Source organism: Streptomyces pactum (assembly GCF_016031615.1).
Taxonomy (GTDB): Bacteria; Actinomycetota; Actinomycetes; order Streptomycetales; family Streptomycetaceae; genus Streptomyces; species Streptomyces pactus.
This window is the reverse complement of the sequence record NZ_JACYXC010000001.1, coordinates 2,707,524-2,734,430: the sequence shown is the minus strand read 5'-3', so window position 1 is coordinate 2,734,430 and position 26,907 is coordinate 2,707,524. Positions and strand designations below refer to the sequence as shown.

At 75.0% G+C, this 26,907-nt stretch carries 15 protein-coding genes and 1 pseudogene; 12 read left to right on the top strand and 4 right to left on the bottom strand.

Annotated features, from left to right (window positions below; genetic code table 11):
- Positions 1 to 81 precede the first annotated feature (81 nt).
- Positions 82 to 264 carry a hypothetical protein gene (locus IHE55_RS10610; protein WP_197988798.1) on the top strand — a complete coding sequence of 61 codons (183 nt, stop codon included), beginning with the start codon at positions 82 to 84 and terminating at the stop codon, positions 262 to 264.
- Between the two features lie 250 nt (positions 265 to 514).
- Here the strand turns inward: IHE55_RS10610 and IHE55_RS10605 are convergent, their stop codons facing one another.
- The gene (locus tag IHE55_RS10605) at positions 515 to 4,225 is read right to left on the bottom strand and encodes a S41 family peptidase (RefSeq protein WP_197988797.1); all 3,711 of its coding nucleotides are present in this window, start codon (positions 4,223 to 4,225) and stop codon (positions 515 to 517) included.
- Positions 4,226 to 4,375: 150 nt separating this feature from the next.
- Between IHE55_RS10605 and IHE55_RS10600 the strand changes: the two genes are divergently transcribed.
- Positions 4,376 to 4,981, top strand: coding sequence for a TetR/AcrR family transcriptional regulator (locus tag IHE55_RS10600; RefSeq protein WP_197988796.1), 606 nt, complete (start codon positions 4,376 to 4,378; stop codon positions 4,979 to 4,981).
- A gap of 152 nt (positions 4,982 to 5,133) precedes the next feature.
- Positions 5,134 to 7,368, top strand: coding sequence for an MMPL family transporter (locus IHE55_RS10595; RefSeq protein WP_197988795.1), 2,235 nt, complete (start codon positions 5,134 to 5,136; stop codon positions 7,366 to 7,368).
- Positions 7,369 to 7,580: 212 nt separating this feature from the next.
- Here IHE55_RS10595 and IHE55_RS10590 read toward each other — a convergent pair whose 3' ends face one another.
- Positions 7,581 to 9,623 (bottom strand): MDR family MFS transporter, encoded by a 2,043-nt coding sequence (locus IHE55_RS10590; protein ID WP_197988794.1) that lies wholly within the window; start codon positions 9,621 to 9,623, stop codon positions 7,581 to 7,583.
- Between the two features lie 596 nt (positions 9,624 to 10,219).
- Between IHE55_RS10590 and IHE55_RS10585 the strand changes: the two genes are divergently transcribed.
- The gene (locus tag IHE55_RS10585) at positions 10,220 to 11,392 is read left to right on the top strand and encodes a serine hydrolase domain-containing protein (RefSeq protein ID WP_307826604.1); all 1,173 of its coding nucleotides are present in this window, start codon (positions 10,220 to 10,222) and stop codon (positions 11,390 to 11,392) included.
- Between the two features lie 212 nt (positions 11,393 to 11,604).
- Positions 11,605 to 11,871, top strand: a complete 267-nt coding sequence (locus IHE55_RS10580; RefSeq protein ID WP_197988792.1) for a DUF1876 domain-containing protein — start codon at positions 11,605 to 11,607, stop codon at positions 11,869 to 11,871.
- Positions 11,872 to 12,203: 332 nt separating this feature from the next.
- Here IHE55_RS10580 and IHE55_RS10575 read toward each other — a convergent pair whose 3' ends face one another.
- Positions 12,204 to 13,874 carry a penicillin-binding transpeptidase domain-containing protein gene (locus IHE55_RS10575; RefSeq protein WP_197991924.1) on the bottom strand — a complete coding sequence of 557 codons (1,671 nt, stop codon included), beginning with the start codon at positions 13,872 to 13,874 and terminating at the stop codon, positions 12,204 to 12,206.
- A 209-nt stretch (positions 13,875 to 14,083) separates the two neighbouring features.
- Entirely contained in the window at positions 14,084 to 15,853 is a 1,770-nt protein-coding gene (locus tag IHE55_RS10570; RefSeq protein ID WP_197988791.1) for a dolichyl-phosphate-mannose--protein mannosyltransferase, read from the bottom strand.
- A 217-nt stretch (positions 15,854 to 16,070) separates the two neighbouring features.
- On the opposite strand from IHE55_RS10570, the gene rsmI reads away from it, so the two are divergent.
- The 7 genes and pseudogenes from rsmI to IHE55_RS10535 all read left to right on the top strand — a co-directional run bounded on the left by rsmI (position 16,071) and on the right by IHE55_RS10535 (position 25,986).
- Positions 16,071 to 16,922 carry a 16S rRNA (cytidine(1402)-2'-O)-methyltransferase gene (gene rsmI / locus IHE55_RS10565; RefSeq protein ID WP_197988790.1) on the top strand — a complete coding sequence of 284 codons (852 nt, stop codon included), beginning with the start codon at positions 16,071 to 16,073 and terminating at the stop codon, positions 16,920 to 16,922.
- A gap of 449 nt (positions 16,923 to 17,371) precedes the next feature.
- On the top strand, positions 17,372 to 18,004 hold the full coding sequence (locus IHE55_RS33060; protein WP_372442648.1) for a hypothetical protein: 633 nt from the start codon (positions 17,372 to 17,374) through the stop codon (positions 18,002 to 18,004).
- Positions 18,005 to 18,397: 393 nt separating this feature from the next.
- Positions 18,398 to 19,309 (top strand): TatD family hydrolase, encoded by a 912-nt coding sequence (locus IHE55_RS10555; protein ID WP_197988789.1) that lies wholly within the window; start codon positions 18,398 to 18,400, stop codon positions 19,307 to 19,309.
- Between the two features lie 376 nt (positions 19,310 to 19,685).
- Positions 19,686 to 20,543 carry a 16S rRNA (adenine(1518)-N(6)/adenine(1519)-N(6))-dimethyltransferase RsmA gene (gene rsmA / locus IHE55_RS10550; protein ID WP_197991923.1) on the top strand — a complete coding sequence of 286 codons (858 nt, stop codon included), beginning with the start codon at positions 19,686 to 19,688 and terminating at the stop codon, positions 20,541 to 20,543.
- A gap of 173 nt (positions 20,544 to 20,716) precedes the next feature.
- A complete protein-coding gene (locus tag IHE55_RS10545) occupies positions 20,717 to 21,634 on the top strand; it encodes a 4-(cytidine 5'-diphospho)-2-C-methyl-D-erythritol kinase (RefSeq protein ID WP_197988788.1) in 918 nt (305 codons plus the stop codon).
- Between the two features lie 732 nt (positions 21,635 to 22,366).
- The gene (locus tag IHE55_RS10540; RefSeq protein WP_197988787.1) at positions 22,367 to 23,509 is read left to right on the top strand and encodes a DUF4328 domain-containing protein; all 1,143 of its coding nucleotides are present in this window, start codon (positions 22,367 to 22,369) and stop codon (positions 23,507 to 23,509) included.
- 649 nt (positions 23,510 to 24,158) lie between these two features.
- Positions 24,159 to 25,986, top strand: a pseudogene (locus IHE55_RS10535) (ABC-F family ATP-binding cassette domain-containing protein).
- Positions 25,987 to 26,907 lie beyond the last annotated feature (921 nt).

The window sequence follows — 26,907 nt, the reverse complement described above, 5'->3', positions numbered from 1 at the left end:
CTGCTGCCCGAAATGCGATCCTTGTCCGGGCGTGACAGGCTGGTCGAGGCCCAACCTCTAGGACCCACGAGGAGTGACGTCATGGGCATCAAGGACCAGATGCAGGGCAAGGCGCAGCAGGCCAAGGAGCAGGCCCGGAAGGCCGCCGAGCAGGCCAAGCAGCGCGGCCGGCAGCAGAAGGAGGAGCGCCAGGGCGAGCGGCAGCAGCGCGGCGACGACGCGCGCCGCGGCCGTGACGACGCCCAGGACGAACTCGACTTCTGACCCCGGGTCTTCCCGGGGACGGAACCGAGGGGCGCACCCGCACCGGGTGCGCCCCTCGCGCGCGTCGTCCCGCGTTCCGGAGCGTCCGCCCACGCGCGCACCCCGGGGCTTGTGTGCCCGGCGCGCATGGCCGGCGGTTCTCCGGCACCGCGAGCCCCTCCCGTGATCCCCGCGCCGCCGGCACCGCGCCGCCGCGGTCACCCGCTCGCCGCGGTCACCCGCTCCCGCCGGCCGACCGCCGTGGCCCGGCTCAACCGCCGTTGCGGGGCGGCAGCTTGGGGCGCCGGCGGTCCGGTACCGCGGAGTAGTCCGGCGGGGTGGCGGCGCCGTGCCGCTCCAGCAGGTCCAGGGCGATCCGCACCGCGTCGTCCATCTGCTTGTGGCGGCCCTCGGCCCAGTCCAGCGGGGTGCGTTCCACCTCGATGTCCGGCTCCACCCCGTGGTTCTCCACGCCCCAGCCGTAGGCGTCGAACCAGGCGGCGTTCATCGGGACGGTGATCGAGGAGCCGTCGCCCAGCCGGTGCCGGCCGGTCATCCCGACCACCCCGCCCCAGGTCCGCAGCCCCACCACCGGGCCGATGCCCAGCAGCCGGAACGCGGCGGTGATCATGTCGCCGTCGGAGGAGGTCATCTCGTCGGCGATCGCCACGATCGGGCCGCGCGGGGCGTTGCTGGTGTACGACACCGGCTCGGCGTTCCGGGTGAGGTCCCAGCCCATCACGGTGCGGGTGAGCTTCTCCACCACCAGTTCGCTGATGTTGCCGCCGGCGTTGCCGCGGACGTCCACGATGAGCGCGGGCAGCGACATCTCGCGGCGCAGGTCCCGGTTGAACTGCGCCCAGCCGGAACCGCCCATGTCCGGGATGTGCAGGTAGCCGCACTTGCCGCCGCTCAGCTCCCGGACCACCTCGCGGCGCTTGGCCACCCAGTACTGGTAGCGCAGCGGCCGTTCGTCGATGAGCGGCACCACCGCCACCCGGCGGGAGTGGCTGCGGTCCGGGGTGGCGAAGGTCAGCTCCACGGTGGTGCCGCCGGCCGCCGCCAGCAGCGGGTACGGGCCGGCCACCGGGTCCACCGGCCGCCCGTCCACATGGGTGAGCACCGAGCCCTCGCGGATCCCGGTGCCGGCCAGCGGGGAGCGGGCCCGGGAATCGGAGGACTCGCCCGGCAGGATGCGGGCGACGGCCCACGAGCCGTCCTTGGCTCGGACGAAGTTGGCGCCGAGCAGGCCGATGGGGCGCTGGTAGTGGCGCGGTCCCTCGTTGCGCCGGGCCGGCTGGACGTACGCGTGCGAGGTGCCCAGCTCGCCCATCACCTCGCGCAGCAGATCGGCGAACTCGTCGGGGGAGGCGACGCGTTCGACCAGCGGCCGGTACTGCTCCAGCACCCCGTCCCAGTCCACGCCGCCCATGCCCGGCTCCCAGAAGTAGGCGCGGACGATGCGTCCCGCCTCCTCGTACGCCTGGCGCCACTCGGCGGCCGGGTCGACCTGGTGCAGGATGCGCCGCATGTCGATGTAGACGGTGGACTCGGCGTCGGTGGGCTCGGTGGCCGGCACCGAGCGCAGTTCGCCGTCGTCGTGGATCACCAGCCGGGTGCCGTCGCCGCTCACCTGGAACCAGTCGACCTCCCGGGTGAGTTCGGTGCGCTTGGCCTTGACCAGGTCGAAGTGCTCCAGGGTGGGGCGGCCGGTGGTGTCGGCCGGGTTGGCGAACGTCTCGCCCAGCGCCCCGGAGATCGGCCAGCGCAGCCAGACCAGCCCGCCGCCGCTCACCGGATGGAGGGCGGAGTACTTGGAGGCGGCCACCGGGAACGCCGTCACCCGGCTGGCCAGGCCCTCCACCTCGACCATCACCGTGCCGTCCGCGCCCCCGGCGAGCCCCGGGTCGGTGCGCGGCGCCCCCCAGTCGTCCGGGTCCAGCCCGCCGGCCGCCGGCCGCCCCTCGGGGGAGAGGGCGAACGGCGACGGGGTGGTGGAGGAGAGCGGGACCAGGTACGGGCGGCAGCCCAGCGGGAACGACAGGTCGCCGGTGTGCACGTCGTAGACCGGGTCGAAGCCGCGCCAGGACAGGAACGCCAGATAGCGTCCGTCCCGGGTGAACACCGGCTGCTCGTCCTCGAACCGGCCGTTGGTGACGTCCACCACCGTCCGGTCCGACAGCCGGGCGATCTTGATCTGGCGCAGCGACCGCCCGATGCCGGGGTGGGACCAGGCCAGCCAGCCGGAGTCGGGGGAGAACGCCAGGTCGCGCACCGGGCCGTTGGTCGAGCGGATCAGCTCCACCACGCCGTCGGCCCCCTCGGTGCCGTCGCTCCCCTCGGCCCCCTCGGCCCCTCCGGTTTCCGGGGTGTCCCCGGCCGCGCCGTCGCCCGGCCCGGTGCCCGCCGCTCCGGGCGCCTCCCCGGCCGCCTTCCCGGCCGCGCCGTCGCCGGTCTCCCCGGGCGTCCCGGTGTCCCGTCCGGCGCCGGCCCCGGTGTCCTGTCCGGCGTCCGGCCTGGCGGCGCCCGCCGGCCCGGCCGTGCCGTCGCCCGGCCCGTCCTCGGTCCCCCCGGTCCCGGTCCCGGTGCCGGTCTCCCCGGTCCCGCCGTCGCCGGTCTCCCCGGCCGGGGGCCCGTAGCGGGTGGCGCCGGCCGGGGCGGCCGCCGCTGCGCCGCCCGTCTCCCCACCGGTCCCCGCGGTGGGCGCGACCGTCTCGTCGTCGGCGTCGACCGGCACCAGCAGCAGCCGTCCGTCGTGCGAGGCCACCGCCAGCTGCCGGCCGTCCGGTGAGGCCAGCAGCTCGTGGACCCGGCCGAGCTTCCCGGCCGCCACCCGGCGGGGCTGCCGCTGCCCGCTCGCCCGGGGCAGGTAGGCGATCTCGATGGCGTCCTCGCCCTCGGCGTCGGTGATGTAGGCGACCCGCCCGGTGGCGCCCAGCATCTCCGGCAGCCGGATGCGCACCCCGGGGACGTCGGCGATGGAGCGGGCCGGGCCGTCGCGGTGGGTGAGCCAGTACAGGCTGCCGCGCACGCCCACCGCGCTCGCCCGGCCGGTGGTGTCCACCGAGAGCGAGTCGATGTGCGCGGCGGCCGGGACCTGGTACGTGCGCCGCCCCACCCGCGGGCCGCCCAGCCGTACCTCCAGCCGGCGCGGTACGGCGTCCGGGCCGAAGTCGTCGACCAGCCACAGCTCCCCCGCGCACTGGTAGACCACCCGGGAGCCGTCGGTGGAGGCGTGCCGGGCGTAGAAGTCCGCGTGGTCGGTGTGGCGGCGCAGGTCGGAGCCGTCGGGCAGGCAGGAGTAGAGGTTGCCGATCCCCTCGTGGTCGGAGAGGAAGGCGATCCGGACGGGCCGGCCGGTGGTGCCGCCGCCCACGAACATCACCGAGTCCAGGTGTCCGTACAGGTCCGGCAGCAGCCGGGTGCCGTGCAGCCACATGCGGCCCATCGCGCCGCCCCGGTACCGCTTCCAGGAGGCCGGTTCGTGCGGCGGCTTCCCGGTCAGCAGCAGGGTGCGGCGCTCGCCGTCCACGTGCCCCACCGCGATGTCGGAGACCGGTCCCCACGGGAGCCGCCCGCCGGGGCTCCCGTCGGTGGGCAGCGTGTAGGCCCAGGAGAAGTACGAGAACGGCTGGTCGTGGGAGGAGACGGCGAGGATCTGGGACTCGCCCTGTTCGTCCGGCGGGGTCCAGCCGCACACCCGCGCGTCGGTGCTGCCCCAGTAGGTCAGCCGGCGGGCCGGGCCGCCCTCCACCGGGACCAGGTGGACCTCCGGGTCCAGGCTGCGCCAGGTGGTGAAGGCGATCCGGCTGCCGTCGGGGGAGAAGCGGGGGTGGCCGACGCGGGTGCGGTCGACGGTCAGCCGCCAGGCCCGTCCGGGTGGTCCGCCGTCGGCGGCCAGCGGGGCCACCCACAGATCGTCCTCGGCAGCGAAGCAGAGCAGGTCGCCATGGAGATGGGGGAACCGGAGATAGGCGCTCACGGGTCCATGCTTTCGGGACCGACGGCCCGCGGCAACTCGTTCTGTGACAGAGAACACGACCGAAACCGCGTCGTTTCGATACGTCGTATCGTAGGCTTGTAGCTGTACGAAACGGTTTCGTTCCGACAGTTGCGGTGGGAGGTGTGTGCGATGCGTACGGATGACGGCTCGGTGGAGACGACGCCCTCGCGGCGCACCCGGCTCACCCCCGAGCGGGAGAACGAGCTGTACGAGGCCGTGGTGGACCTCCTCGCGGAGGTCGGCTACGAGAGCCTCACGATGGATGCCGTGGCGGCGCGCACGCGGTCCAGCAAGGCGACACTCTACCGGCAGTGGAAGAGCAAGCCGCAGCTGGTGGCGACCGCGCTGCGGAACACCAAACCCGTGTCGCTGCAGCAGATCAACACCGGATCGCTCCGCGGCGATCTGCGTGAGGTGGTGCTCTGGGGCAGGGAACGACCCGAACAGGACGCGGCGCTGATGCGCGCGCTGGCCCAGGCCGCGCACCAGAACCCCGACCTCCACCAGGCGCTCCGGGAGTTGCTCGTCGCCCCGGAGATGGCCGCCCTCGACCAGACGTTGAAGCGTGCCGTGGACCGCGGTGAGGTCGCCGCGGACCGCCCGGCCCTGAACTACGTGCCGCACATGATCTGCGGCGCGTTCGTCGCCCGGCCGCTGATCGACGGCGAACCGGCCGACCCCGACTACCTGCTCACGTACATCGACGCCGTGGTTCTCCCCGCCCTCGGAGTCTGAGTCCTCCCCACAACGGCGTCCACGTCCCCACGCGGCGCCGGACAACCGCATACAGGTTCCATCCGCACCAAGAGACGCCCCCGGTGCGCCGCTCTCGTCGCCGGGTGGTCTCCGCAACTGCCAGTCCCTACCCGACGGGAGCATCTGTCCTCGTGGCCACGTTCCTTTACAAACTAGGCCGTTTCTCCTTCAAGAAACGACGCTTCGTCGCGTTGTTCTGGGTCGCGCTGCTCGCTGTCGCCGGTGTCGGCGCCGGCACCGCGACCCCGCCCGCCAACGACGAGTTCTCCATCCCCGGCACGGAGGCCCAGAAGGCCTTCGACCTGCTGGAGGAGCGGATCCCCGGCTCCAGCGCCGACGGCGCCTCCGCGCGCGTGGTCTTCCGCGCCCCCAAGGGCGAGTCCATGAACGACGCGGAGAACAAGGCCGTCGTCGCCAAGGTCATCAAGGAACTCGAATCCACCTCGGACGAGATCGCCTCGGTGGCCGACCCGTACACCACCGGGGCCGTGAGTCCGAAGGACGGCGGCACCACCGCGTACGTCCTGGTCTCGTACAAGGTCAACGCGATGGAGCTGGACAAGGACTCCAAGGAGGCCCTGAAGGACGCGGGCGAGGAGGCCCGCGACTCGGGGCTGACGGTGGAGATCGGCGGTGACGCGCTGGAGGAGATGCCCGAGACCGGGACCACCGAGATCATCGGCCTGGTCGTCTCCGCGATCGTCCTCGGCATCACCTTCAGCTCGCTGGTCGCCGCCGGTATGCCGCTGCTGACGGCGGTGATCGGCGTGGGCATCGGTATCTCCTCGATCACCGCACTCGCCTCGACGCTGGGTCTGTCGTCCACCACCTCGATCCTGGCGATGATGATCGGCCTCGCGGTCGGCATCGACTACGCGCTGTTCATCGTCTCCCGCTACCGCGCCGAACTGGCCGAGGGCCGGGAGAACGAGGAGGCGGCCGGCCGGGCGGTCGGCACCGCCGGCTCCGCGGTCGTCTTCGCCGGTCTCACCGTGGTGATCGCCCTGGTCGGCCTGGCGGTCGTCAACATCCCGGTGCTGACGAAGATGGGCATGGCCGCCGCGAGCACCGTGGTCATCGCCGTCCTCATCGCCATCAGCCTGATCCCCGCACTGCTGGGCTTCGCGGGCAAGCGGGTCTACGGCAAGAAGGCCCGGCAGCGGCTGGCCGACACCGGCTCGCCGGAGAAGTCCGACAAGCCGAACATGGGCACCCGCTGGGCGCGCGCCATACTCCGGCGCCCGGTGGCCGTGCTGCTCATCGGCGTGATCGGCCTGGGCGCCGCCGCGGTGCCGGCCGCCAGCCTGGAGCTGGGCCTGCCGGACGACGGCTACCAGCCGACCTCCAGCACCAAGCGCCAGGCGTACGACATGATCAGCGAGGGCTTCGGCCCCGGCTACAACGGCCCGCTGATGGTCGCCATCGACCTCAAGGGCGTCGAGGACGCCAAGGGTGCCGCCACGCAGGCCCAGGAGACCATCGCCGGTCTCAAGGGCGCCGCGGCCGTCACGCCGCCGCAGCTCACCAAGGCCGGTGACACCGCCACCCTGACGGTGATCTCCAAGTACAAGCCGAGCAGCGTCGACACCGAAGACCTGGTCATGGACATCCGTGACGAGGCGAAGAAGATCAAGGCCGACACCGGAGCCGAGGTCCTGGTGACCGGCACCACGGCCGTGAACATCGACATCTCCGCGAAGCTCAACGACGCGCTGGTGCCCTACCTGCTGCTCGTCGTCGGCCTCGCCTTCCTGCTGCTGATGATCGTCTTCCGCTCGGTGCTGGTGCCGCTGAAGGCCGCCCTGGGCTTCCTGCTCTCGGTGGTCGCCGCGCTCGGCGCGGTGGTCGCGGTCTTCCAGTGGGGCTGGCTCGGCGCGATCTTCGGGGTCGAGGAGACCGGTCCGATCATGAGCATGATGCCGATCTTCATGATCGGTGTGGTGTTCGGTCTGGCCATGGACTACGAGGTCTTCCTCGTCACCCGGATGCGCGAGGCGTTCGTCCACGGCGAGCGTCCCGGCGAGGCCATCGTGACCGGCTTCCGCCACGGCGCCCGGGTGGTCACCGCGGCCGCGGTCATCATGATCGCCGTGTTCTCCGGCTTCATCGGCTCCAGCGATCAGATGGTCAAGATGATCGGCTTCGGTCTGGCCACCGCGGTCCTCTTCGACGCCTTCGTGGTCCGTATGACCATCGTTCCGGCGGTGCTCGCGCTGCTCGGCAAGTCCGCCTGGTGGCTGCCGAAGTGGCTCGACAAGGCGCTGCCCAACGTGGACGTGGAGGGCGAGCAGCTGCAGAAGCAGCTGTCCTCCGACGCGGCCCCGCAGGACCCGGACCCGAACCCGGACCGGCTCACCCGCGTGTGACCGGACCGGGCCACCGGCCCGGACCGGCCCCGGACGGCGGCCCGTCGCGCACCCCGCGCGGCGGGCCGCCGTCGGCGTTCCCCGCACCGGCCGGCCGGTGCGGTCGCGTGGCCGTGCGGGCCGTGCGTCACCGTGTGCGGTCGCCCCGTGGAGGGGTCCGTGCGGTCACCCCGTGCGGGCCCGTGCGGCCACCCCGTGCGGCTTCCGCGCGGTCACGGCGCGCGGGCCGCGAACTCGTCCGCGTGCTCCTCGGACTCCTCCAGCAGCAGCGCGGCGATCCGGTCCAGCGACCGGTCCAGCCGCTCCCGGTGGACCGGGTCCGACAGGTCCCAGTCCTCCAGCCGCTCGTCCAGCCAGGCCCGCCACGCCGCGCGCAACCGCTCGATCTCCGTCCGGCCGCGCGCCGTCAGCGACAGCTCGTCCCCCTCCAGCCGGGCGTAGCCGGCCGCGGCGGTACCGGCCACCGCCGGCGCCAGCACCTCCGGCGGCACCCGGTGCGCCGCCGCCACCTCGCTGAGCAGCGCCCGCCCGTGCAGCCGGTCCCGCCAGTGGATCTGCCCCAGCACCCACGTCTCCGCCGCGCCCAGCGGGCTGCCCGAGGCGGCCAGCAGCTGCCGGCCCACCGGCCCGCTGGCCCGCCGCAGCACCCCGGCCACCGCCCGTTCCAGCTGCCGTTCGGCGTCCGGGGAGTCCGGGGCGGAGAACCCCTCACCCAGGTCGAGCGCCTCGGCGCGGGCACTGTCCCGCAGCGGCACCTCCTTCAGGAACCAGGCGATCACGAACCCGGCGGCGGCCACCGGCACCACCCACTGGAAGACGTGGTTGATGGTGTCCGCGTAGGCGCGGACGAACGGCGCCGCCCGCTCGTCCGGCAGTTCCCGCAACGCCTGCGGGTTCTGCGCCACCTCCGGCGGCACGTCCGGCGACCCGGCCAGCGCGGCCCGCAGCCGGGGACCCAGGTCACCGCTGTAGAGGGTGCCGAAGATCGCGGTGCCGAAGGAGCTGCCGAGCGTACGGAAGAAGGTCACCCCGGAGGTCGCCGAGCCCAGCTCGTGGTACGGCACGGTGTTCTGCACCGCGATGGTGAGCACCTGCATCGCCAGACCGATGCCGAGGCCCAGCACGAACATGTACAGCGACACCAGCCACACCCCGGTGTCCGGACCCATCGTGGACATCAGGTACAGGCCCACCGCCATCACCGCGCAGCCCGCGACGGGGAAGTAGCGGTAGCGGCCGGTGCGGCCGACCACCACGCCGGACAGGATCGAGGTGCCCAGCAGCCCCACGATCATCGGCAGCGTGCGCACCCCCGACGCGGTCGCCGACACCCCGTCCACGAACTGCAGATACGTCGGCAGATAGGTGAGCGCGCCCAGCATCGAGAAACCCACGATGAAACTGAGCACCGAGCACACCGTGAAGACCGGGTTGCGGAACAGCCGCATCGGCAGCATCGGCTCCCGGGCCCGCAGCTCCACCAGGACGAATCCGGTCAGCAGCAGGACCGAGGCGGCGAACAGCCCGATGATCACGGCCGAGCCCCAGGCGTACTCGTCACCGCCCCACTCCAGCGCCAGCACCAGCCCGGACGCGCCCAGCGCCACCAGCACGATGCCCGCGTAGTCGATCACCGGCCGGACCGCGGAGCGCACCACCGGCACGGTCCGGGCCGCCATGACGATCATCACCGCGGCGACCGGCACGTTGACGTAGAAGCACCACCGCCAGGACGCGTGGTCGGTGAAGAGGCCGCCCAGCGTCGGGCCGACCACGGTGGTCACCCCGAACACCGCCCCCAGCGCGCCCTGGTACTTGCCGCGCCGCCGCAGCGGGATCACATCGGCGATGAGCGCCATCGCGGTGACCATCAGCCCGCCGCCGCCCGCACCCTGCACCGCCCGCGCCACGATCAGCACCGGCATGCTGTTCGCGGCCCCGGCCACCACCGAGCCGCCGACGAAGACGACCGCGCTGACCTGGAAGACCACCTTGCGGCCGAAGAGGTCGCCGAACCTGCCGACCAGCACCGTGGAGACCGTCTCGGCCAGCAGGTAGGCGGTCACCACCCAGGCCATGTGCCCGCCGCCCCCCAGGTCCGCCACGATCGTCGGCAGCGCGGTGGAGACGATGGTCTGGTCCAGCGCGGCCAGCAGCATGCCCAGCACGATCGTGATGAACACCAGGTTGGTCTGGCGGCGGCCGAGGGCCGCGGGCGGCGCCGGGGCGGGCGCCTCGCCGGTGGCCGTGGTCATGGGGCGTGGTCCCTCCACGAGGTGACGCGGCCGTTCCTCCCAGGATTCGGCGGAACGCCCCCGCCCGCCACCGGGGCTGCTGCGCCGGGGCCCGCGGCGGTGGGCGGATGCGGCACGGCGGTGGGGGTCCGACGGAGGGCAGGCGGGGGCACGCGGTGGGGCAGGGGACGGCGGTTGCCGGTGTCGCCGGGGGGCGTGGGTGCGCGCGCCGGCGGGCGGCGTCGTGGCGGCCGGCCGGGCGCGCTGCCGGCGGGCGGGGTGCGCGCGGCGCCGGACCCGGGCCTGCGCCGGCCGGGCGTGCTGCCGGCGGGCGGGGTGCGCGCGGCGCCGGACCTGGGCCGCGCCGGCCGGTGGTCAGGGGCCCGGCCCGGCCGGTGGATGGGCGTCCGGGCCGGCGGGCCGGTGTACGCGGCGCGCGCCGTCCGTCCGGTACGCGCGGGATGCCTGACTCACCCCGCCGCCGGGCACTCCGAGGAGAGCCCCCGGCTGAATCCGTCCCCCGACCGCTGTTGCACCATGGACACTGCACGTATCGCGATCGGGCACGGCGGCACAGCACGGCAGCCGACGGTGAGGCACGGCAGGAGTACGTATCAGTGGTGGACGTCCAGGGCACGGTGGCGGACGGCTTCGAACCGGTCCGGGACGCCTTCGCCGAGAATTTCGCGCGGCGCGGTGAGCGGGGCGCCGCCCTCGCCCTGTATCTGCACGGCCGCAAGGTCGCCGACCTGTGGGGCGGCACCCGGGACGCCGACGGCGGTGAGCCGTGGACCCGGGAGACCGCGCAGGTCGTGCGTTCCGCCACCAAGGGGGTGGCCGCCGCCGTGCCGCTCCTGCTGCACCAGCGCGGACAGCTCGACCTGGACGCCCCGGTGGGCCGGTACTGGCCGGAGTTCAAGGCGGCCGGCAAGGAACGGGTGCTGGTGCGCCACCTGCTCTCGCACCGCGCCGGGGTCCCGGCCCTGGACACCCCGCTCACCCCGGCCGAGGCGCTCGACGGGGACTCCGGGCCGCGGGCCGTCGCCGCGCAGCGCCCGCTGTGGGAGCCGGGCACCGACCACGGCTACCACGCGCAGACCTTCAGCTGGACGGTGGGAGAGCTGGTCCGCCGGGTCACCGGACGGAGCATCGGCCGGTGGGTCGCCGAGGAGATCGCCCGGCCGCTGGGGCTGGGCCTGTGGATCGGGCTGCCGGAGGCCGAACGTCACCGGGTCGGCCGGATCGGCACCGTCGAGCCCCCGCCGGTGCCCGCCTCGGCCGGGCTGAGGGTACGCCCCAAGCGCTCGGTCGCCGAGGCGTACCAGGACCCGGAGTCGCTGACCCGCCGGGCGTTCGCCGCCATCACCCCGGCCCCCGACGAGAACGACCCCGCCTACCGCGCCGCGGAACTCGCCGCCTCCGGCGGGGTCGCCACCGCGGACGGACTGGCCCGCTTCTACGCGGCGCTCATCGGCCCGGTGCCGTTCGGTCGCCGGCTGTTCGCCCCCGCCACCGTCACCCTGGCCCGGACCGAGGAGTCGGTGGGCCCGGACCGGGTGCTGGTGGTCAGCACCCGGTTCGGCCTGGGCTACATGCTGCACGGTCCCTCCTCCCCGCTGCTGGGCCCCGGCTCCTTCGGCCACCCCGGCCGCGGCGGCTCGCTCGCCTTCGCCGACCCCGAGTCGGGCCTGGGCTTCGGCTACGTCACCAACGGCATGCAACGCGGGGTGACCGCCGACCCCCGCGCCCAGGCCCTGGTGCGCGCGGTACGCAAGGTGCTCGCCGGGTAGCGGGGCCCCGGCCCGGCCCGCGGAACCGGGACGGCTCGGGGTCTCCCGGGCCGGGAGATGCCGCCGGTGCGGGCCCGGCCCCCCGCCCGGCGGGGCGCCCCGGCCCCGGAGCCCGGCCGCCCGCCGGCGGTGGATCCCGAGGTGCGCGGGTGGCGCCGCCGCGTGACGATGAGGGGTGAAGGGGAGCGCCCGAGCAGGAGGCGGTGGCCGGTATGGGCGAGAACTGGAACGTACAGCTGAGCATCACCGTGATGGACCGGGTCACCCTCTGCGAGGCGCGGCTCACCGGCAAGGGCGAGCAGATGCTGGTCGGCGAGGGGTCGGCACGGGTCAACCCCGCCGACGAGAACGTGCCCTCGATCGGTGACGAACTCGCCGCCTCCCGAGCCCTGTCCGACCTCTCCCACCAGCTGCTGAACGCGGCGGTCCAGGACATCGAACGGCACACCCACGAACAGGTGCGCGACCTGGCGGAGTAACGGCCCGGCCCCGGTGCCACGGGCCCGCCGGCCGACCCGCGGCCCGATCGCGAACAGACCGCGGCAGGCGCCACCGGGGCGCCCCCGGGCGGCCAGCGGCACCACGCGGCCAGCGGCGCCCGGGAGAGGACCCGCGGTGGCGGGCGGGGGCCGGCGGCGTGACGGAACCAGCGGTACGGACACGGCGGCGGGCCCGCACCCCCGATATCAGGGGTGCGGGCCCGCTGCCGTACACCTGCCGCCCGCGGTCGCGCCCGGCCCGGTGCCGCGGCGGTGCGCCCCGGTGACCCGGATCCGGCCCGCCGCCGCGGTGACGGCAGGACCCGGCGGCCTCAGCCGGCCTTGAGCACCGACGCCACGATCGGACCGGCGGTGTCCCCGCCGTGCCCGGACGCCGGGACCACGGCCGCCGCCGCCAGATCACCCCGGTAGGCGGTGAACCAGCCGTTCGGCTTCTCCTGTCCGTCCACCTCCGCCGAACCGGTCTTGGCCCCCATGTCCCCGCCGACCCCGGCCATCGCCTTCGCCGCGGTCCCCGAGGTGGCGGTGAGCCGCATCAGGTCCCGCAACTGCTCGGCGGTGGACGGCTTCAGGGCCCGCGGCGCCTTGGCGAGCGCACGGCCGTCCAGCGACGGCGCGACCAGGTACGGCTGGCGGAACACCCCGCTGCGCACGGTGGCCGCCACCGACGCCATGTTGAGCGGGTTCATCCGCACCCCGCCCTGGCCGATCAGCGACGCCGCCATCGGCGCGTCCTTCTGCACCGGCACCGCCCCGTCGAACGTCGCCACGCCCACCTGCCAGTTGAGGCCGATCCCGAAGACGTCCCGGGCCTCCTTGGTGAGGTCGTCGTCGGAGAGCTTCGGCGCCTGGCTGATGAACGCGGTGTTGCAGGAGCGGGCGAAGCTCTGCGCGAAGGTGCCGCCCGCTATCTCGAACTTGTCGTCGTTCTGGAACTTCCAGCCGCCGTAGGAGAAGAACTTGGGGCACGGGTGCTGCTTGCCGTATCCGGCGAGCCCCTTGTCGATCAGCATCGCGGAGCTGATCACCTTCATCGTGGAACCGGGCGCCAGCGAGCCCTGGAAGGCCATGTTGAAGCCGTCCGCGGGGGAGTTGGCGACCGCCAGGATCTCCCCGGTGCTGGGCTTGACGGCCACCACCGCGGCCTTGGACCGGCTGCCCACCGCCCGCTCGGCGGCGCTCTGCAGATCCGCGTCGATGGTGGTGCGGAGGGTGCCCGGGGTTCCCTTGGAGAGCACCTTCAGCGTCTCGTCCGGCAGCTTCCCGGCGTCCCCGTCCTTCTCCCCGGCGCCGCCCTTCCCCTTGTCCTTGCCCTTGCCGTCGGCGCGGGCGATGTACGTCTCCACGCCCGCCGTGCCGCCGGCCTCGTCGCCGTACCGTTCCCGCAGCCCGTCGAGCACCGCCTTGAGCGCCGGGTGGTCGGCGGCGCGCAGCTCCTTGCCGTCGCGGTCCACGGCCTTGATCGGCGGGGCCTCGGCGGGCCCGGTCCGCAGGGTGTCACCGGCGCGCAGCTTCGGGTGCACCACCGCCGGCGCCCAGTCCACCACCGCCTTCCCGGCGGCCTCGTCCCGCACCACGGTCAGCGCGGAGGAGTAGGTCAGCGGCGCCCGCTTCCCCTGGAAGGCGATCCGGGCGTCCACCGTGAACGCGACCTTCGCCCCGGTGGGGCGCCCTGCCCGCAGCTCCACCTCGGACACGTGGGCGTCCTTGCGGAAGGAGGTCAGCGCCGTCTCGGCGGCCTCCGGGTCGTCGGTCAGCGCGGCGGCCCCGGCGGCGTCGCCCGCCGCCCACGCCTTCAGGAAGCGCTCGGCGGTGTCCTCGACCTCGGTCGCGTCCGGCGGCCCGGTCTTCTTCCGCGCGGCCGGCGCGTCCCCCGCCGCACCGCCGTCCGGACCGGAGGAGTCACCGCCTCCGCACCCGGCCACCCCCAGGAGTACGGCGAACACTCCACCGGCGACCGCGGCTCTGGCGCCCTTCCGCATGCGAGAAACCCCCACAGTTTGCTCTTCAGTCCTCCGCCAGTTGACGAAGGACGCGGTGCGCGCACCCTACCGAGAATCACCCGGCCGGTCAGATCGGGGCCGCGGGCCGCCGCGCCGCGACCGGCCCGGCCCGGCGGTTTCCGGCCGATGCCCGCGCGGGGTCCGGCGCGCACGCGCGAACCGCTGGCGGGGCGTCACCGCACGTCGCGTCAGACCCAGCTGTCCAGCCATATCCGGCCGCGCCAGTCGTCGACCGGGATCGCCTGCCCGGTGTAGAGGGGGAAGAAGTAGATGAAGTTCCACAGGATCAGCAGCACCAGGGTGCCGGAGGCCACCGCGCCCAGCGCCCGGCGCCCCTCGGTGGCGCCCGGCGGTCCGAGCAGCGCGCCGATCATCATGGCCACCGCCAGGCAGAGGAACGGGACGAACACCACCGCGTAGAAGGAGAAGATCGTCCGCTCCTGGTAGAGGAACCACGGCAGGTAGCCGGCCGCGACCCCGCACAGGATCGCCCCGGCCCGCCAGTCGCGCCGCATCGCCCACCGGAAGAGCAGGTACACCAGCGCGAAACAGGCCGCCCACCACAGCAGCGGGGTGCCCAGCGCCAGCACCTCGCGGGCGCACTTGTCCCGGGCGTCCGCGGGGCAGCCGTCCACCCCGGGCCGTGGGGACTCGTAGAAGTAGGAGACCGGACGCGACTGGATCAGCCAGCTCCACGGGTTGGACTGGTAGATGTGGTCGTCGTGCAGGCCGACGTGGAACTTGTAGACCTCGTGCTCGTAGTGCCAGAAGCTGATCAGCGGGTTGATCAGCCCGGCCAGCGGCCCGTCGTCGCTGAACCCGCCGCCGCCCGGCTTCGGTGACTCCGCCCAGTGCCGGAAGTAGCCGCTGCCCTGCCAGCCGATGCCCTTCTGGTAGGTGCCGCTGTTGACGAACCAGCCGGTCCAGGACACCAGGTACACCCCGAGCGCCACCGGCACGGTGGACAGGAAGGCCCACGGCAGATCGCGGCGGGCCACCGTCCGGTAGGGGCGGCGGGCCCCGGCCACCCGCCGTGAGCCCAGGTCCCACAACACCGTCATCAGCCCGAACGCGGCCAGCACGTACAGGCCGTTCCACTTGGTGCCGCAGGCCAGCCCCAGGCACACCCCGGCCGCGATCCGCCAGGGCCGCGGGCCCAGGGCCAGCCGCCCGGCGACCCCCGCGTCCGGCCGGGCGAGGCCGTCCGCGCCCACCGGCAGCGCCGCGGCCAGCCGGGCGCGGGCCTTGTCCCGGTCCACCAGCAGGCAGCCGAAGGCCGCCAGGATGAAGAACATCAGCACCAGGTCGAGCAGCGCGGTGCGGCTCATCACGAAGTGCAGCCCGTCCACCGCCAGCAGCACCCCGGCCAGGCAGCCCAGGAACGTCGAGCGCAGCAGCCGCCGCCCGATCCGGCAGACCATCAGCACCGACAGGGTGCCCAGCAGCGCCACCATGAAGCGCCAGCCGAACGGGTTGAGGCCGAAGAAGTGCTCCCCGATCGCGATGACCCACTTGCCGACCGGCGGGTGCACCACGTACGCCGGGGTGTCCAGCATCGGGATGTCACCTTGGAGAATCCGTTCGTCGGACTTCTCCGGCCAGTTGGTCTCGAACCCGTGGTGCAGCAGCGACCAGGCGTCCTTGGGGTAGTACGTCTCGTCGAATATCACCTGGTTCGGGCTGTCCAGCCGCCAGAAGCGCAGCAGTCCGGCGAAGAGCGCCACCACCAGCGGCCCGATCCAGCCGGACCACCGGGCCAGCCGGTCCGCCGTCGCGGAGCCGAACCCCAGCACCGTGAACAGCCGCACGTCCGGCTCCGCGTACGGCGGCACCAGCCGGTCGCGTACGTCGGTGTGCGGGCGCCCGGCGTACCCGAAGCGGCGCAGCCGGCGCTGCCAGGAGGGCGGCCGGCCGACCGCTTCGCCGTGCTGGGCCCGGGGCGCGGTGTCACTGGTCACCGCGCCATCGTAGGGAACCCGTCATCGCGCGTCGCGTCACCGGCCGTACCCGGGCGGTGCCCCTGCCCGCAACCTCGGATGACGTGGGGCGCGGGCGCGGCGGAGGGGCACGGGGCGGGTTGGGCGTGCGGGGCGGCCGCGTGCGTGGGGGTGGGCGGTGCCGGCCGTCCGGCGTCCGCGGCGCGGGGCGGCGGGTGCCCCTGGGAGGATGGTCCGTGTGACTGGAACCCTCGTACTGGCCGGAACGCCCATCGGCGACCTCGCGGACGCGCCCCCGCGACTGGCCACCGAACTCACCGCCGCGGACGTGATCGCCGCCGAGGACACCCGCCGGCTGCGCCGCCTCACCCAGGGGCTCGGTGTGCAGCCGGCCGGCCGGATCGTCTCCTACTTCGAGGGGAACGAGGCCGCCCGCACCCCCGAGCTGGTCGAGGCGCTGGTCGGCGGCGCCCGGGTGGTGCTGGTCACGGACGCCGGCATGCCGTCCGTCTCCGACCCCGGCTACCGGCTGGTGGCCGCCGCCGTGGAGCGCGGGGTCACCGTCACGGCCGTCCCCGGCCCGTCCGCCGTCCTCACCGCGCTCGCCGTCTCCGGGCTGCCGGTGGACCGCTTCTGCTTCGAGGGCTTCCTCCCCCGCAAGGCGGGCGAGCGCCTCGGCCGGCTGCGCGAGGTGGCCGAGGAGCGCCGCACCCTCGTCTACTTCGAGTCGCCGCGCCGGCTGGGGGACACCCTGGCCGCGATGGTGGAGGTCTTCGGCGGCGACCGCCGGGCCGCCGTCTGCCGCGAGCTGACCAAGACCTACGAGGAGGTCCGGCGCGGGCCGCTCGCCGAACTGGCCGCGTGGGCGGAGGAGGGCGTCCTGGGGGAGATCACCGTGGTGGTCCAGGGCGCCCCGGAGCGCGCCCGGGACCTGGAGCCCGCCGAGCTGGCCCGCCGGGTCGCGGTGCGCGAGGAGGCGGGGGAGCGCCGCAAGGAGGCGATCGCGGCGGTGGCCCAGGAGACCGGGATGCCCAAGCGGGAGGTCTTCGACGCGGTGGTGGCGGCGAAGAACGCCGCGGCGGGGAGCTAGGGCCGCGGCAGGCGGCAGGGGCCGCGCGGGTGGCGGCCGGGGCCCGCGGTCGGGGACCGGGGTCGCGGGCCGGTCGTGGCCGCGGGCGGGTGGCTGGGGTCACGGGCGGTCGTGGCTGGTCCGGTCCGGGCCGGCGGTTCCACGGCCCGGAGCACGGCACCCCGGGCACGGGGCCGGTGCTCCGGCCGGCGGGACGCTTCGGCCGGCGGGCCGCGGGAGCAGGGGCGGCACTCATCCGGTCGGCGGGGCGCGGCGGCCGGGGCGGAGGACTATCGTGAAAAGACGAGGTCCGGGCCGCGCGGAGCGGTGACCACACGGGCTCCGGCACCGCCGGCGGCACGTGGGGCCGGAGCGGCGGCCGCGGTCCGGCCCGGGCAGCGGGCGTCCCGCCGGCACGAGGGGCGTACCGGTCCGGGGAAGACGTGTCCCGCGGACATGGAGGAGTGGCCATGAGCGACGCCATGGGCGCCCGGACGAGCGGAGTCGCCCACCCGATCCGCCACACCACGCCCGGCCCGGCGGTCCGCGAGGTCGTCCACGAGGCGTACTCGTTCGCCTGCATGCGCTGCGGGCGGGGCTGGGAGCAGTCGTACGACATCGAGCACCACGTGGACGCCGAGGGCCGGCCGTTCATCGTGTACCGGGCGGACGGGCAGCGCGTGCCCTCCCCGCTGTCCCGCCCCACCTGCGAGAACTGCGGCTCACACGTGGTGCGGATCATGCGCGCGGGCCAGGTCTCACCGTTCGCGGCGCGCGGCTACCAGCCGCCGGCCGGGCCGCTTATGCCCGCCGAGGACGAGACACCGCCGGCCCACGGCGGCGCCGGGTACGGCGGTGCCACGGCCCACCCGGGGCCGTCCGCCACCGGTCGGCGCCACCGCCACCTGACCGGGCTGTTCCACCTCCGTCACCACCGGCACGGCGCTGCGGCCGGGACCACGGCCGGCCCCGAGCGGGCCGGGGAGTACGGCGGGCACGACGGCCGGGACCCCGCCGCGGAGACGGGAGCTGCGGAGACGGGCGGCGCGGACGGCCGGATCGTCGCGTCCGACGACGGCATCCGACCGCCGCACCGGTCGTGAACGTGCATCGCCGTACGCAGGGGCGTGAGTCGTCTTTCGGGCCGTGCGTCAGGCAGCGGTCCTGAGCGGTGGCCGGCCGTGGGCCCGTGCGGCCCCACGTGCGCGGCGGGGACCGGAACGTGCGCCGCGGGGACCGGACCGACCGTGAGCCGCGCGGACCGGACCGTGAGCCCCGGGCCCGTACAGGAGCCCCGGGCCCGCCGGCGGGTCTGCCCGGCACACCCGCCGGACTCCCACCCTCCCTGGATCCATACGCCCCGCGCCCCGTCCCCTGTCCCTCCTGGACGCGGGCGTCCTGCCACACTCCGGCGCGCACCCCGGCGCGTACGGTCCCCGGGCCGCTGCCGCAGGCCGTCCGCCCGCCGCTCCCGGCGCGTCCCTAGAATCGCGCACATGAGCGCGAAGCAGACCCCGCCGCCGCTGCCGGAGCCCCTCCGGGTGACGGTCGTGGACTCCCACACCCACCTGGACATGCTCCCCGCCTCGCCGACCGGGGAGCCCGCCACGGCGACGGTCGAGGAAGCGCTGGCCAAGGCCGCCTCGGTCGGAGTGGGGACGGTCGTGCAGGTCGGCTGTGACGTCGCGGGGTCCCGCTGGGCCGCCGAGACCGCCGCCGCCCACGGAAGCGTCTGGGCCGCGGTCGCGCTCCACCCCAACGAGGCGCCCCGCATCGTGCACGGCGAGACGGGGACCGGCGACGGCGGGCCGCGGCAGCGGACGCGGCCGGCGGGTGGTGAGGCGGCGCTGGACGAGGCGCTCGCCGAGATCGACGCGCTCGCCGCGCTGCCGCAGGTGTGCGCCGTCGGAGAGACCGGGCTGGACTTCTTCCGCACCGGCGCCGAGGGCGTCGCGGCCCAGGAGCTGTCCTTCCGCCGCCACATCGACATCGCCAAGCGGCACGGCAAGGCGCTGGTCATCCACGACCGGGACGCGCACGACGACGTGCTGCGGGTGCTCGCCGAGGAGGGCGCCCCGGAACGGGTCGTCTTCCACTGCTTCTCCGGCGGCCCCGACCTGGCCAAGGCGTGCGCCGAGCACGGCTACTACATGTCCTTCGCGGGCAATGTGACGTTCAAGAACGCGCAGCCGCTGCGGGACGCCCTCGCCGTCGCCCCGCCGGAGCTGCTGCTGGTGGAGACCGACGCGCCGTTCCTCACCCCGGCCCCCTACCGCGGACGGCCCAACGCGCCGTACCTCATCCCGTACACCCTGCGGGCGATGGCCCAGGTCAAAGGCGCGGACGAGGACGACTTCGCGGCCCGCATCGCCGCCAACAGCGTGCGGGCGTTCCAACTGCCGGAGTAACCGCCGCCCGGCCGTAAACTTCCCCGGTGAGCGAGCGAAGGCAGCGAATGATCAGCACACCGGATCCGCGACCCGGGCGCGGGCGCGCCGAGGGCGGGTACGGCCCGGCCGAGTGCGGCGGAGCGGGCGCATGAGCGCCACCGACCCGGCCGGCCACTCCTCCCCGGCCGACCGCTCCGATACGCACGACGACTCCGTTGTGCAGGACATCTCCGGTGCGCACGGCCACTCCTCCCCGGCCGACCGCTCTGCCGCGTCCGCCGCCGACGGCCCCGCTGCCACCGCCGCGTCCGCCGCCGGTGGGCCCGCGTCCGCCGAGGGGGCCGCTTCCGCCGCCGGCGGGCCGGAGGACGCGGGAGCGACCGGCCCGGACGCGCTGCTGGGCCCCGCCGACGTCCGCGAGCTGGCCGCCGCGCTGGGCGTACGCCCCACCAAGCAGCGCGGCCAGAACTTCGTCATCGACGCCAACACCGTGCGCCGCATCGTCCGTACCGCGGACGTGCGCCCCGACGACGTGGTGGTCGAGGTGGGACCGGGCCTCGGCTCGCTCACCCTCGCCCTGCTGGAGGCCGCCGACCGGGTGGTCGCCGTGGAGATCGACGACACGCTCGCCGGGGCACTGCCAGCCACGGTCGCGGCCCGCCTCCCGGAGCGCGCCGACCGGTTCGCGCTGGTCCACTCCGACGCGATGCACGTCACGGACCTGCCGGGGCCGGCACCCACCGCGCTCGTGGCCAACCTCCCCTACAACGTGGCGGTCCCGGTCCTGCTCCACATGCTCGCCACCTTCCCGACCATCGAACGGACGCTGGTCATGGTGCAGGCCGAGGTCGCCGACCGGCTCGCCGCCGGGCCCGGCTCCAAGATCTACGGCGTGCCGTCGGTGAAGGCGGCCTGGTACGCGGAGGTCAAGCGCGCCGGGGCGATCGGCCGCAACGTGTTCTGGCCGGCGCCCAACGTGGACTCGGGCCTGGTCTCCCTGGTCCGCCGCAGCCACCCGCTGCCCACCACCGCATCCCGGGACGAGGTGTTCGCGGTGGTGGACGCCGCGTTCGCCCAGCGCCGCAAGACCCTGCGCGCCGCGCTCGCCGGATGGGCGGGCTCCGCGGCGGCGGCGGAGACGGCCCTGACCGCCGCGGGCGTTTCACCGCAGGCACGCGGTGAATCCCTCACTGTGGAGCAGTTCGCCGCCATCGCCGAGGCGCGGCAGAGGATCAAGGGGGCAGGAGCATGACCGTGAACGGACCGGGACCGGTGGACGGACCGGGACCAGCCGGCGGGCCGGTACGCACGGCCGGGCCGGAGCGGGGGGACGGGCAGCCCGGAGCGGCGGTGGCACCGCAGCCGACGGCCGGACCGTCACGCCCGGCCGGATCGTCCCCGGCGGCCGGACCGGAGCCGGGACGGGTGGCGCGGCCCGCCGGGGGCGTCACCGTACGGGTGCCGGCCAAGGTCAACGTGCAGCTGGCGGTCGGCGCCCCGCGCCCCGACGGATTCCACGACCTGGCCAACGTCTTCCTGGCCGTCGGCCTCTACGACGAGATCACCGTCACCCCGTCCGACACCCTCCGCATCACGGTCACCGGGCCCGACGCGCACCTGGTGCCGCGGGACGGTACGAATCTGGCGGCGCGGGCGGCGGAACTGCTCGCCGCCCGGTACGGCGTCAAGGACCCCGGCGTCCACATCCACATCGCCAAGGACATCCCGGTGGCCGGCGGGATGGCGGGCGGCAGCGCCGACGGCGCCGGCGCGCTGCTCGCCTGCGACGCGCTGTGGGGGACCGGCGCCGGACGGACCGAACTCCTCGACATCTGTGCGGAACTGGGCAGCGATGTGCCGTTCAGCCTGGTGGGCGGGGCCGCGCTGGGGCGGGGCCGCGGCGAGATCCTCACCCCCCTCGACGTGCGGGGCGTCTTCCACTGGGTCTTCGCACCGGCCGACGGCGGACTGTCCACGCCGGCCGTGTACCGGGAGTGCGACCGGCTCCGCGCCGGCACGGCGGTGCCCGAGCCCGAGGCCACCCCGCAGCTGCTGGCAGCCCTGCGGACCGGCGACCCGGTCTCGCTGGCCGCCGCGGTGAGCAACGACCTGCAGCCCGCGGCCGTCTCCCTGCGGCCCTCGCTCGCCGCCACCCTGGAGGCCGGAACGGCGGCCGGGGCGCTGGCCGCACTGGTCTCCGGCTCCGGCCCCACCTGCGCCTTCCTCGCCGAGGACGCCGCGGCGGCGGAGCGGGTCGCCGCCGCGCTCACCGCCTCCGGGACCTGCCGCGCGGCCCGGGTGGCCCAGGGCCCGGCGGCCGGCGCCACTCTGCTGCCCGGGTGACGGACCGACGGGCCGGCCGACGGTCCGACGGGCTGACGGCCGACCGGCCGGCTGAAGGTCCGACGCACTGACGGTCCGGCGGACCCACCCGCGGCGGGCCGGCCGACCGGCGGGCCGACCCACGGCGGGCCGGCCGACGGGCCCACCCGCGGGAGGTCGGCCGATCGGCGGGCCACGGGCCGACTCGACGGCCGGCCCACGGGCGGGCCGACGGGCTGTCCCACGGCGGGCCGGCCGGCGGCTCGACCGGCCGGATGCCCGACCAGCCGGCCGGTGGACGACACCGGCCGGTGGACGACGACGGGCGCGCGGTGGACGACGGCCGGCCGAAGTGCCCCTGTCGCGCCGACCCTCCGTGAACAGGTTCTCCACAGCCAGTTATCCACAGGGGTGGAGCGGGCCGCGGGACACCCCTAGCATCGAGGCAGTCGCCGGCGGTGCACGCCGGGTGGACCACGAACACGGGGGACGCACATGCTCTGCCAGCGATGCCGTGCCATGCATCTGGCACCGGACGGACACTGTCCCGGCTGCGGAGCGGTGCCCGCGGCCACCGCGCCACCGGTCCCCCCGGGCGCGGCCACCATGCCCCCCGCCCCGGCGGGCGCGGGGACACCTCCGGGCGGTGTGACCGCCCCGGGCACCGGGGCACCGCGGCCCGCCGCCACCAGGCCCTCCGGCGCGGGCCCGGTCGCCGGCCTGGGCAACGCTGCCGCGATCATGCTCGCCGTGATGAGCGCGCTGGCCCTGATGCGCGCGGTCGCCGACTTCCGGCTGCGGGACGCGCTCGACGAGGACTGCGGCGACTACTCCTACGAGTACGACACGTTCGGCTCCTGCGGCGACTCGTTCCGCGACGAGATCGCCGACGGCCTCGGCGAGTTCTGGCTGACCTCGCTCTTCCTGCTCCTGCTGGGCTTCCTCTGCACCATCCCGGTCTTCCTCGTCTGGTTCCACCGGGTGCGCACCAACGCCGAGGCGCTCGCCCCGGGCCGGCACCGGCACGTGCCCGGCATGGCGCTCTCCGCCTGGTTCCTGCCGTTCGCCAACTGGTGGATCCCCAAGCAGATCGCCGACGACATCCTGATGGCCACCGCCCCGCCACCCCCGGCACCGCCCTACGGCATACCGCCCAAGCCCCGTGGCGCCGGGCTGCTCCTGGGCTGGTGGTCCACCTGGGTGGGTTCCAGCGTGCTGAGCGCGGTGGGCTGGTGGCTGCTGGTCTCGCCGGACGAGGCGGACGACGCGAGGTTCGGCCTGCTGGTCCTCGCCCTGGGTGACCTGGCGCTCGTCGCGGCAGGCGTGCTGGGAGTGCTGACCGTGCGGATGATCAGCGACGCGCAGGACATCGGCATGGGTTTCCGCGCCGCCCTCTTGGGTCCCCACCCGGCACCGGCCTTCGGCGGCCCCGCCCGGGCCTCTCACATCCCGCACCCCGCGGGGCCGTATCACGGCGCCCCGGCCTACGGCGGCGGGACCACTTCCCCCGCCCCGGCGTACGGCGGGACACCGCCCCCGGTCCCCGTGCCGCCCCCCGCGTCGGCGTCCGGTACCGGCGCCGGTTCCGCGCCCGCGCACATACCCGGCACCCATGTCTCCGGCGCCGGCTCCGCGCCCGGCGCGGCCACCTCACCCGCGCCGCCCGCACCGTCCGGGCACCCGTCCCCCGCGTCGCCGGCAGCCACCACCCCCACTTCACCCGGCAGCCCGGCCACGTCCGCCGATGGAACTCCCGCCGACGCCCCGAGCGACGCGGCACCGGCTGACACCCCGGTCGAGACCCCGGCCGACACGACCCCGCCGGGCGCGGCCTCGGACCGCCCGCACGAGCCCGGCAGTCCCGACCCGGAGAGCCGCCCCGACCTGGAGAAGTGACACCACCGTCCCCTCGGACCCCGGCGCGGGACGTCCCCGGAGGACGCGCCCCGCACAAGGACCATCACCGGCCCGGGCCGGGGCGGCGGCCACGCGGCACGAGCGGGGCACGGCGACGGGCGGCCGCCGGGCGGGGCCCGGACCCTGGTGGGCCGGTTCCGTGCGGACGGCCGAGCACCAGCCGCGGGACGACCCGAGATCGACCACGGCGCGTCCGGGGGCACGGCAGGGACGGGGGAAGGTCGGACCGGGGGCCGGACGGACGGCGAGCAGAGAGCGGCAGGGGGAGGGAGCGGGGCCGCCGGAGAGGGGACGGGCCGGGCCCTGAAAGAGAGAGGAACAGGGCGGGGCAGATCCAGAGAGGGCGGGGGGCTGGGGGCGTGGGCTGCCTGCGATGGGGCGGGCGGGGCCCTGACAGAGAGGGGACCCGGGGGGCAGGGGGCGAGCAGCGAGGGGAAGGGAGAGGGGCGGGGGGCGGGGGCCGAAAGGAAAGGAAAGGGGAGCCCGGGGCAGGCAAAGCACGGAGCCCAGGGGCAGGCAGGGCGCGAAGCCGGGGCAGGCAGGGCGCGGCGCCGGGCCGCCGTCGTCCCGGTGGGGTCCGCGCGGCGACTACCCTGGGATGTCGATCGATCCGAGTCCCTGGAGTGAGATGGCCACCAACCTCGTCAATCTGGAAGCCGTGGAGAAGGTGTACGGCACCCGTGCACTGCTCGACGGCGTCTCCCTCGGCGTCAACGAGGGCGACCGGATCGGCGTCGTCGGCCGTAACGGAGACGGCAAGACCACCCTGATCCGCATGCTGGCCAAGCTGGAGTCCGCCGACCGCGGGCGCGTCACCCACGCCGGTCACCTGCGGCTGGGGGTGCTCACCCAGCACGACTCGCTGGACCCGGCCGCCACGGTGCGGCACGAGGTGATCGGCGACCTCGCCGACCACGAGTGGGCGGGCAACGCCAAGATCCGCGACGTGCTCACCGGGCTCTTCGGCGGACTCGACCTGCCGGGCTTCCCGCAGGGTCTGGACACCGTCATCGGACCCCTCTCCGGCGGTGAGCGCCGCCGGATCGCGCTCGCCAAGCTGCTCATCGCCGAGCAGGACCTGATCGTCCTGGACGAGCCGACCAACCACCTGGACGTGGAGGGCATCTCCTGGCTCGCCGCGCATCTGCGGGCCCGGCGCTCGGCGCTGGTGGTCGTCACCCACGACCGCTGGTTCCTGGACCAGGTGTGCACCCGCATGTGGGACGTGCAGCGCGGCACGGTGCACGAGTACGAGGGCGGCTACAGCGACTACGTCTTCGCCCGCGCCGAGCGGGAGCGGATCGCCGCGTCGGAGGAGGCCAAGCGGCAGAACCTGATGCGCAAGGAGCTGGCCTGGCTGCGCCGGGGCGCCCCCGCCCGCACCAGCAAGCCGCGCTTCCGGATCGAGGCGGCCAACGCGCTGATCGAGGACGTGCCCCCGCCGCGCGACTCCGCCGAGCTGATGAAGTTCGCCAACTCCCGCCTCGGCAAGACCGTCTTCGACCTGGAGGACGTGACCGTCCAGGCCGGCCCCAAGGTGCTGCTCAAGCACCTGACCTGGCAGCTCGGCCCCGGTGACCGCATCGGTCTGGTGGGGGTCAACGGGGCGGGCAAGACCTCGCTGCTGCGGGCGCTGGCCCGGGCCGCCGCCACCGACGGCGAGGAGCAGCCCGTCGGCGGCCGCATCGTGGTCGGCAGGACCGTCAGACTCGCCTACCTCTCCCAGGAGGTGGCGGAGCTGGACCGCGACTGGCGGGTGCTGGAGGCCGTGGAGCGGGTACGGCAGCGGGTGGACCTCGGCAAGGGCCGGGAGATGACCGCCTCCCAGCTCTGCGAGAAGTTCGGGTTCACCAAGGAGAAGCAGTGGACCCCGGTCGGCGACCTCTCCGGCGGCGAACGCCGCAGGCTGCAGATTCTGCGGCTGCTGATGGACGAGCCCAACGTCCTCTTCCTCGACGAGCCGACGAACGACCTGGACATCGAGACCCTCACCCAGCTGGAGGACCTGCTCGACGGCTGGCCGGGCACCCTGGTGGTCATCAGCCACGACCGGTACTTCGTCGAGCGCACCACCGACCGGGTGTTCGCCCTGCTCGGCGACGCCACCCTGCGGATGCTGCCGCGCGGGCTGGACGAGTACCTGGAGCGCCGTGAGCGGGCGAAGGCCGCCGCCGCGCCCGCGCCCGCCCCCCGCCCCCCGCCCCCGGCCGCCGCCACCGGCGCCGCCGCCCCAGGGCCGCTCCGCCGGTGACACCCGCGCCGCCAAGAAGGAACTGCAGCGCATCGAGCGCCGGCTGGACAAGATCAGCGAGCAGGAGAGCGCGCTGCACCGGCAGATCGCCGAGCACGCCACCGACTTCTCCAAGGTCGCCGAACTCGACGCCCAGCTCCGGGAGCTGGCGGGCGAGCGGGACGAGCTGGAGATGCGCTGGCTGGAACTGGCCGAGGACGTGTGACGATCCGGTCGAGAACCGGTGAGGGTCCGGCCCGCGAGCTGTGACGGCCGCCCGGCGCCCGGCGGCGGACGGCTGCGCCCGGCCCGGGGGGCGGGACCCGCCCGGCCGGGCACCGTACCGGCCCGCGCGCCCGTCCCCACGGCAGGCCCCGACCGTCGTCCCGGACCGGCGGGGGACGGCCCGGTGCAGGTCAACGCCGTTTCCGCCGCGCCGCGATGAGCGCTTGAGCGGGCTGCGCGGCGGGTGCCCGGACGTCCAGGAGGGGCGGTGCCGCGGGTCCCGTGGACGGCGTTCGGGCCGGTGGGGGAACCGGGACCGCCCCCGGACGCGTCGCTGACGGGTGATACAAAGAACACCCGCCAACCAGCCGCATACCGGCGGGAGATGTGTCCGATTCGCTCCTTCCCGGGGGATATTCGGCCCCTGGGACGCGGGGGAGACCGATCGGCACACGGTCCCGCGCACGAAGGATCCCGATGTCTCAGCCGCCTCAGCCACCTCACCAGCCCCCTCCTGGCTCTGCGGGGGACCACCCCTCACAGGGCGGCTTCGGCGCGCCGCAGCACGGTTACGGATACCCGCAGCAGCCTCCGGCCCCGCCGCTCCCCGGACAGCCCGGTTACGGCTACCCGGGGCAGCCGGGGCAGGCACCGCAGACCCCGCCGCCCGCGGCCCCGGGCACACCGCCGCCCGCCCCGGCCGTACCGCCGCCGGGGGGCTCCGGCCGTGCCGCCCCCCGGTGCGCCGCAGGCACCTCCGGCCGGGGCCGGCGGTTACGGCTACCCCCGGCCCGCAGACCCCTCCGACCGGTGCCGGTGGCTACGGCTACCCCGGCCCGCCCGGATACGGCCCCCACCCAGGCGCAGCCGGTGCACGCCCAGCCCACGCAGGTCGGCATACCCCCAGCCGTACGGGGCCCAG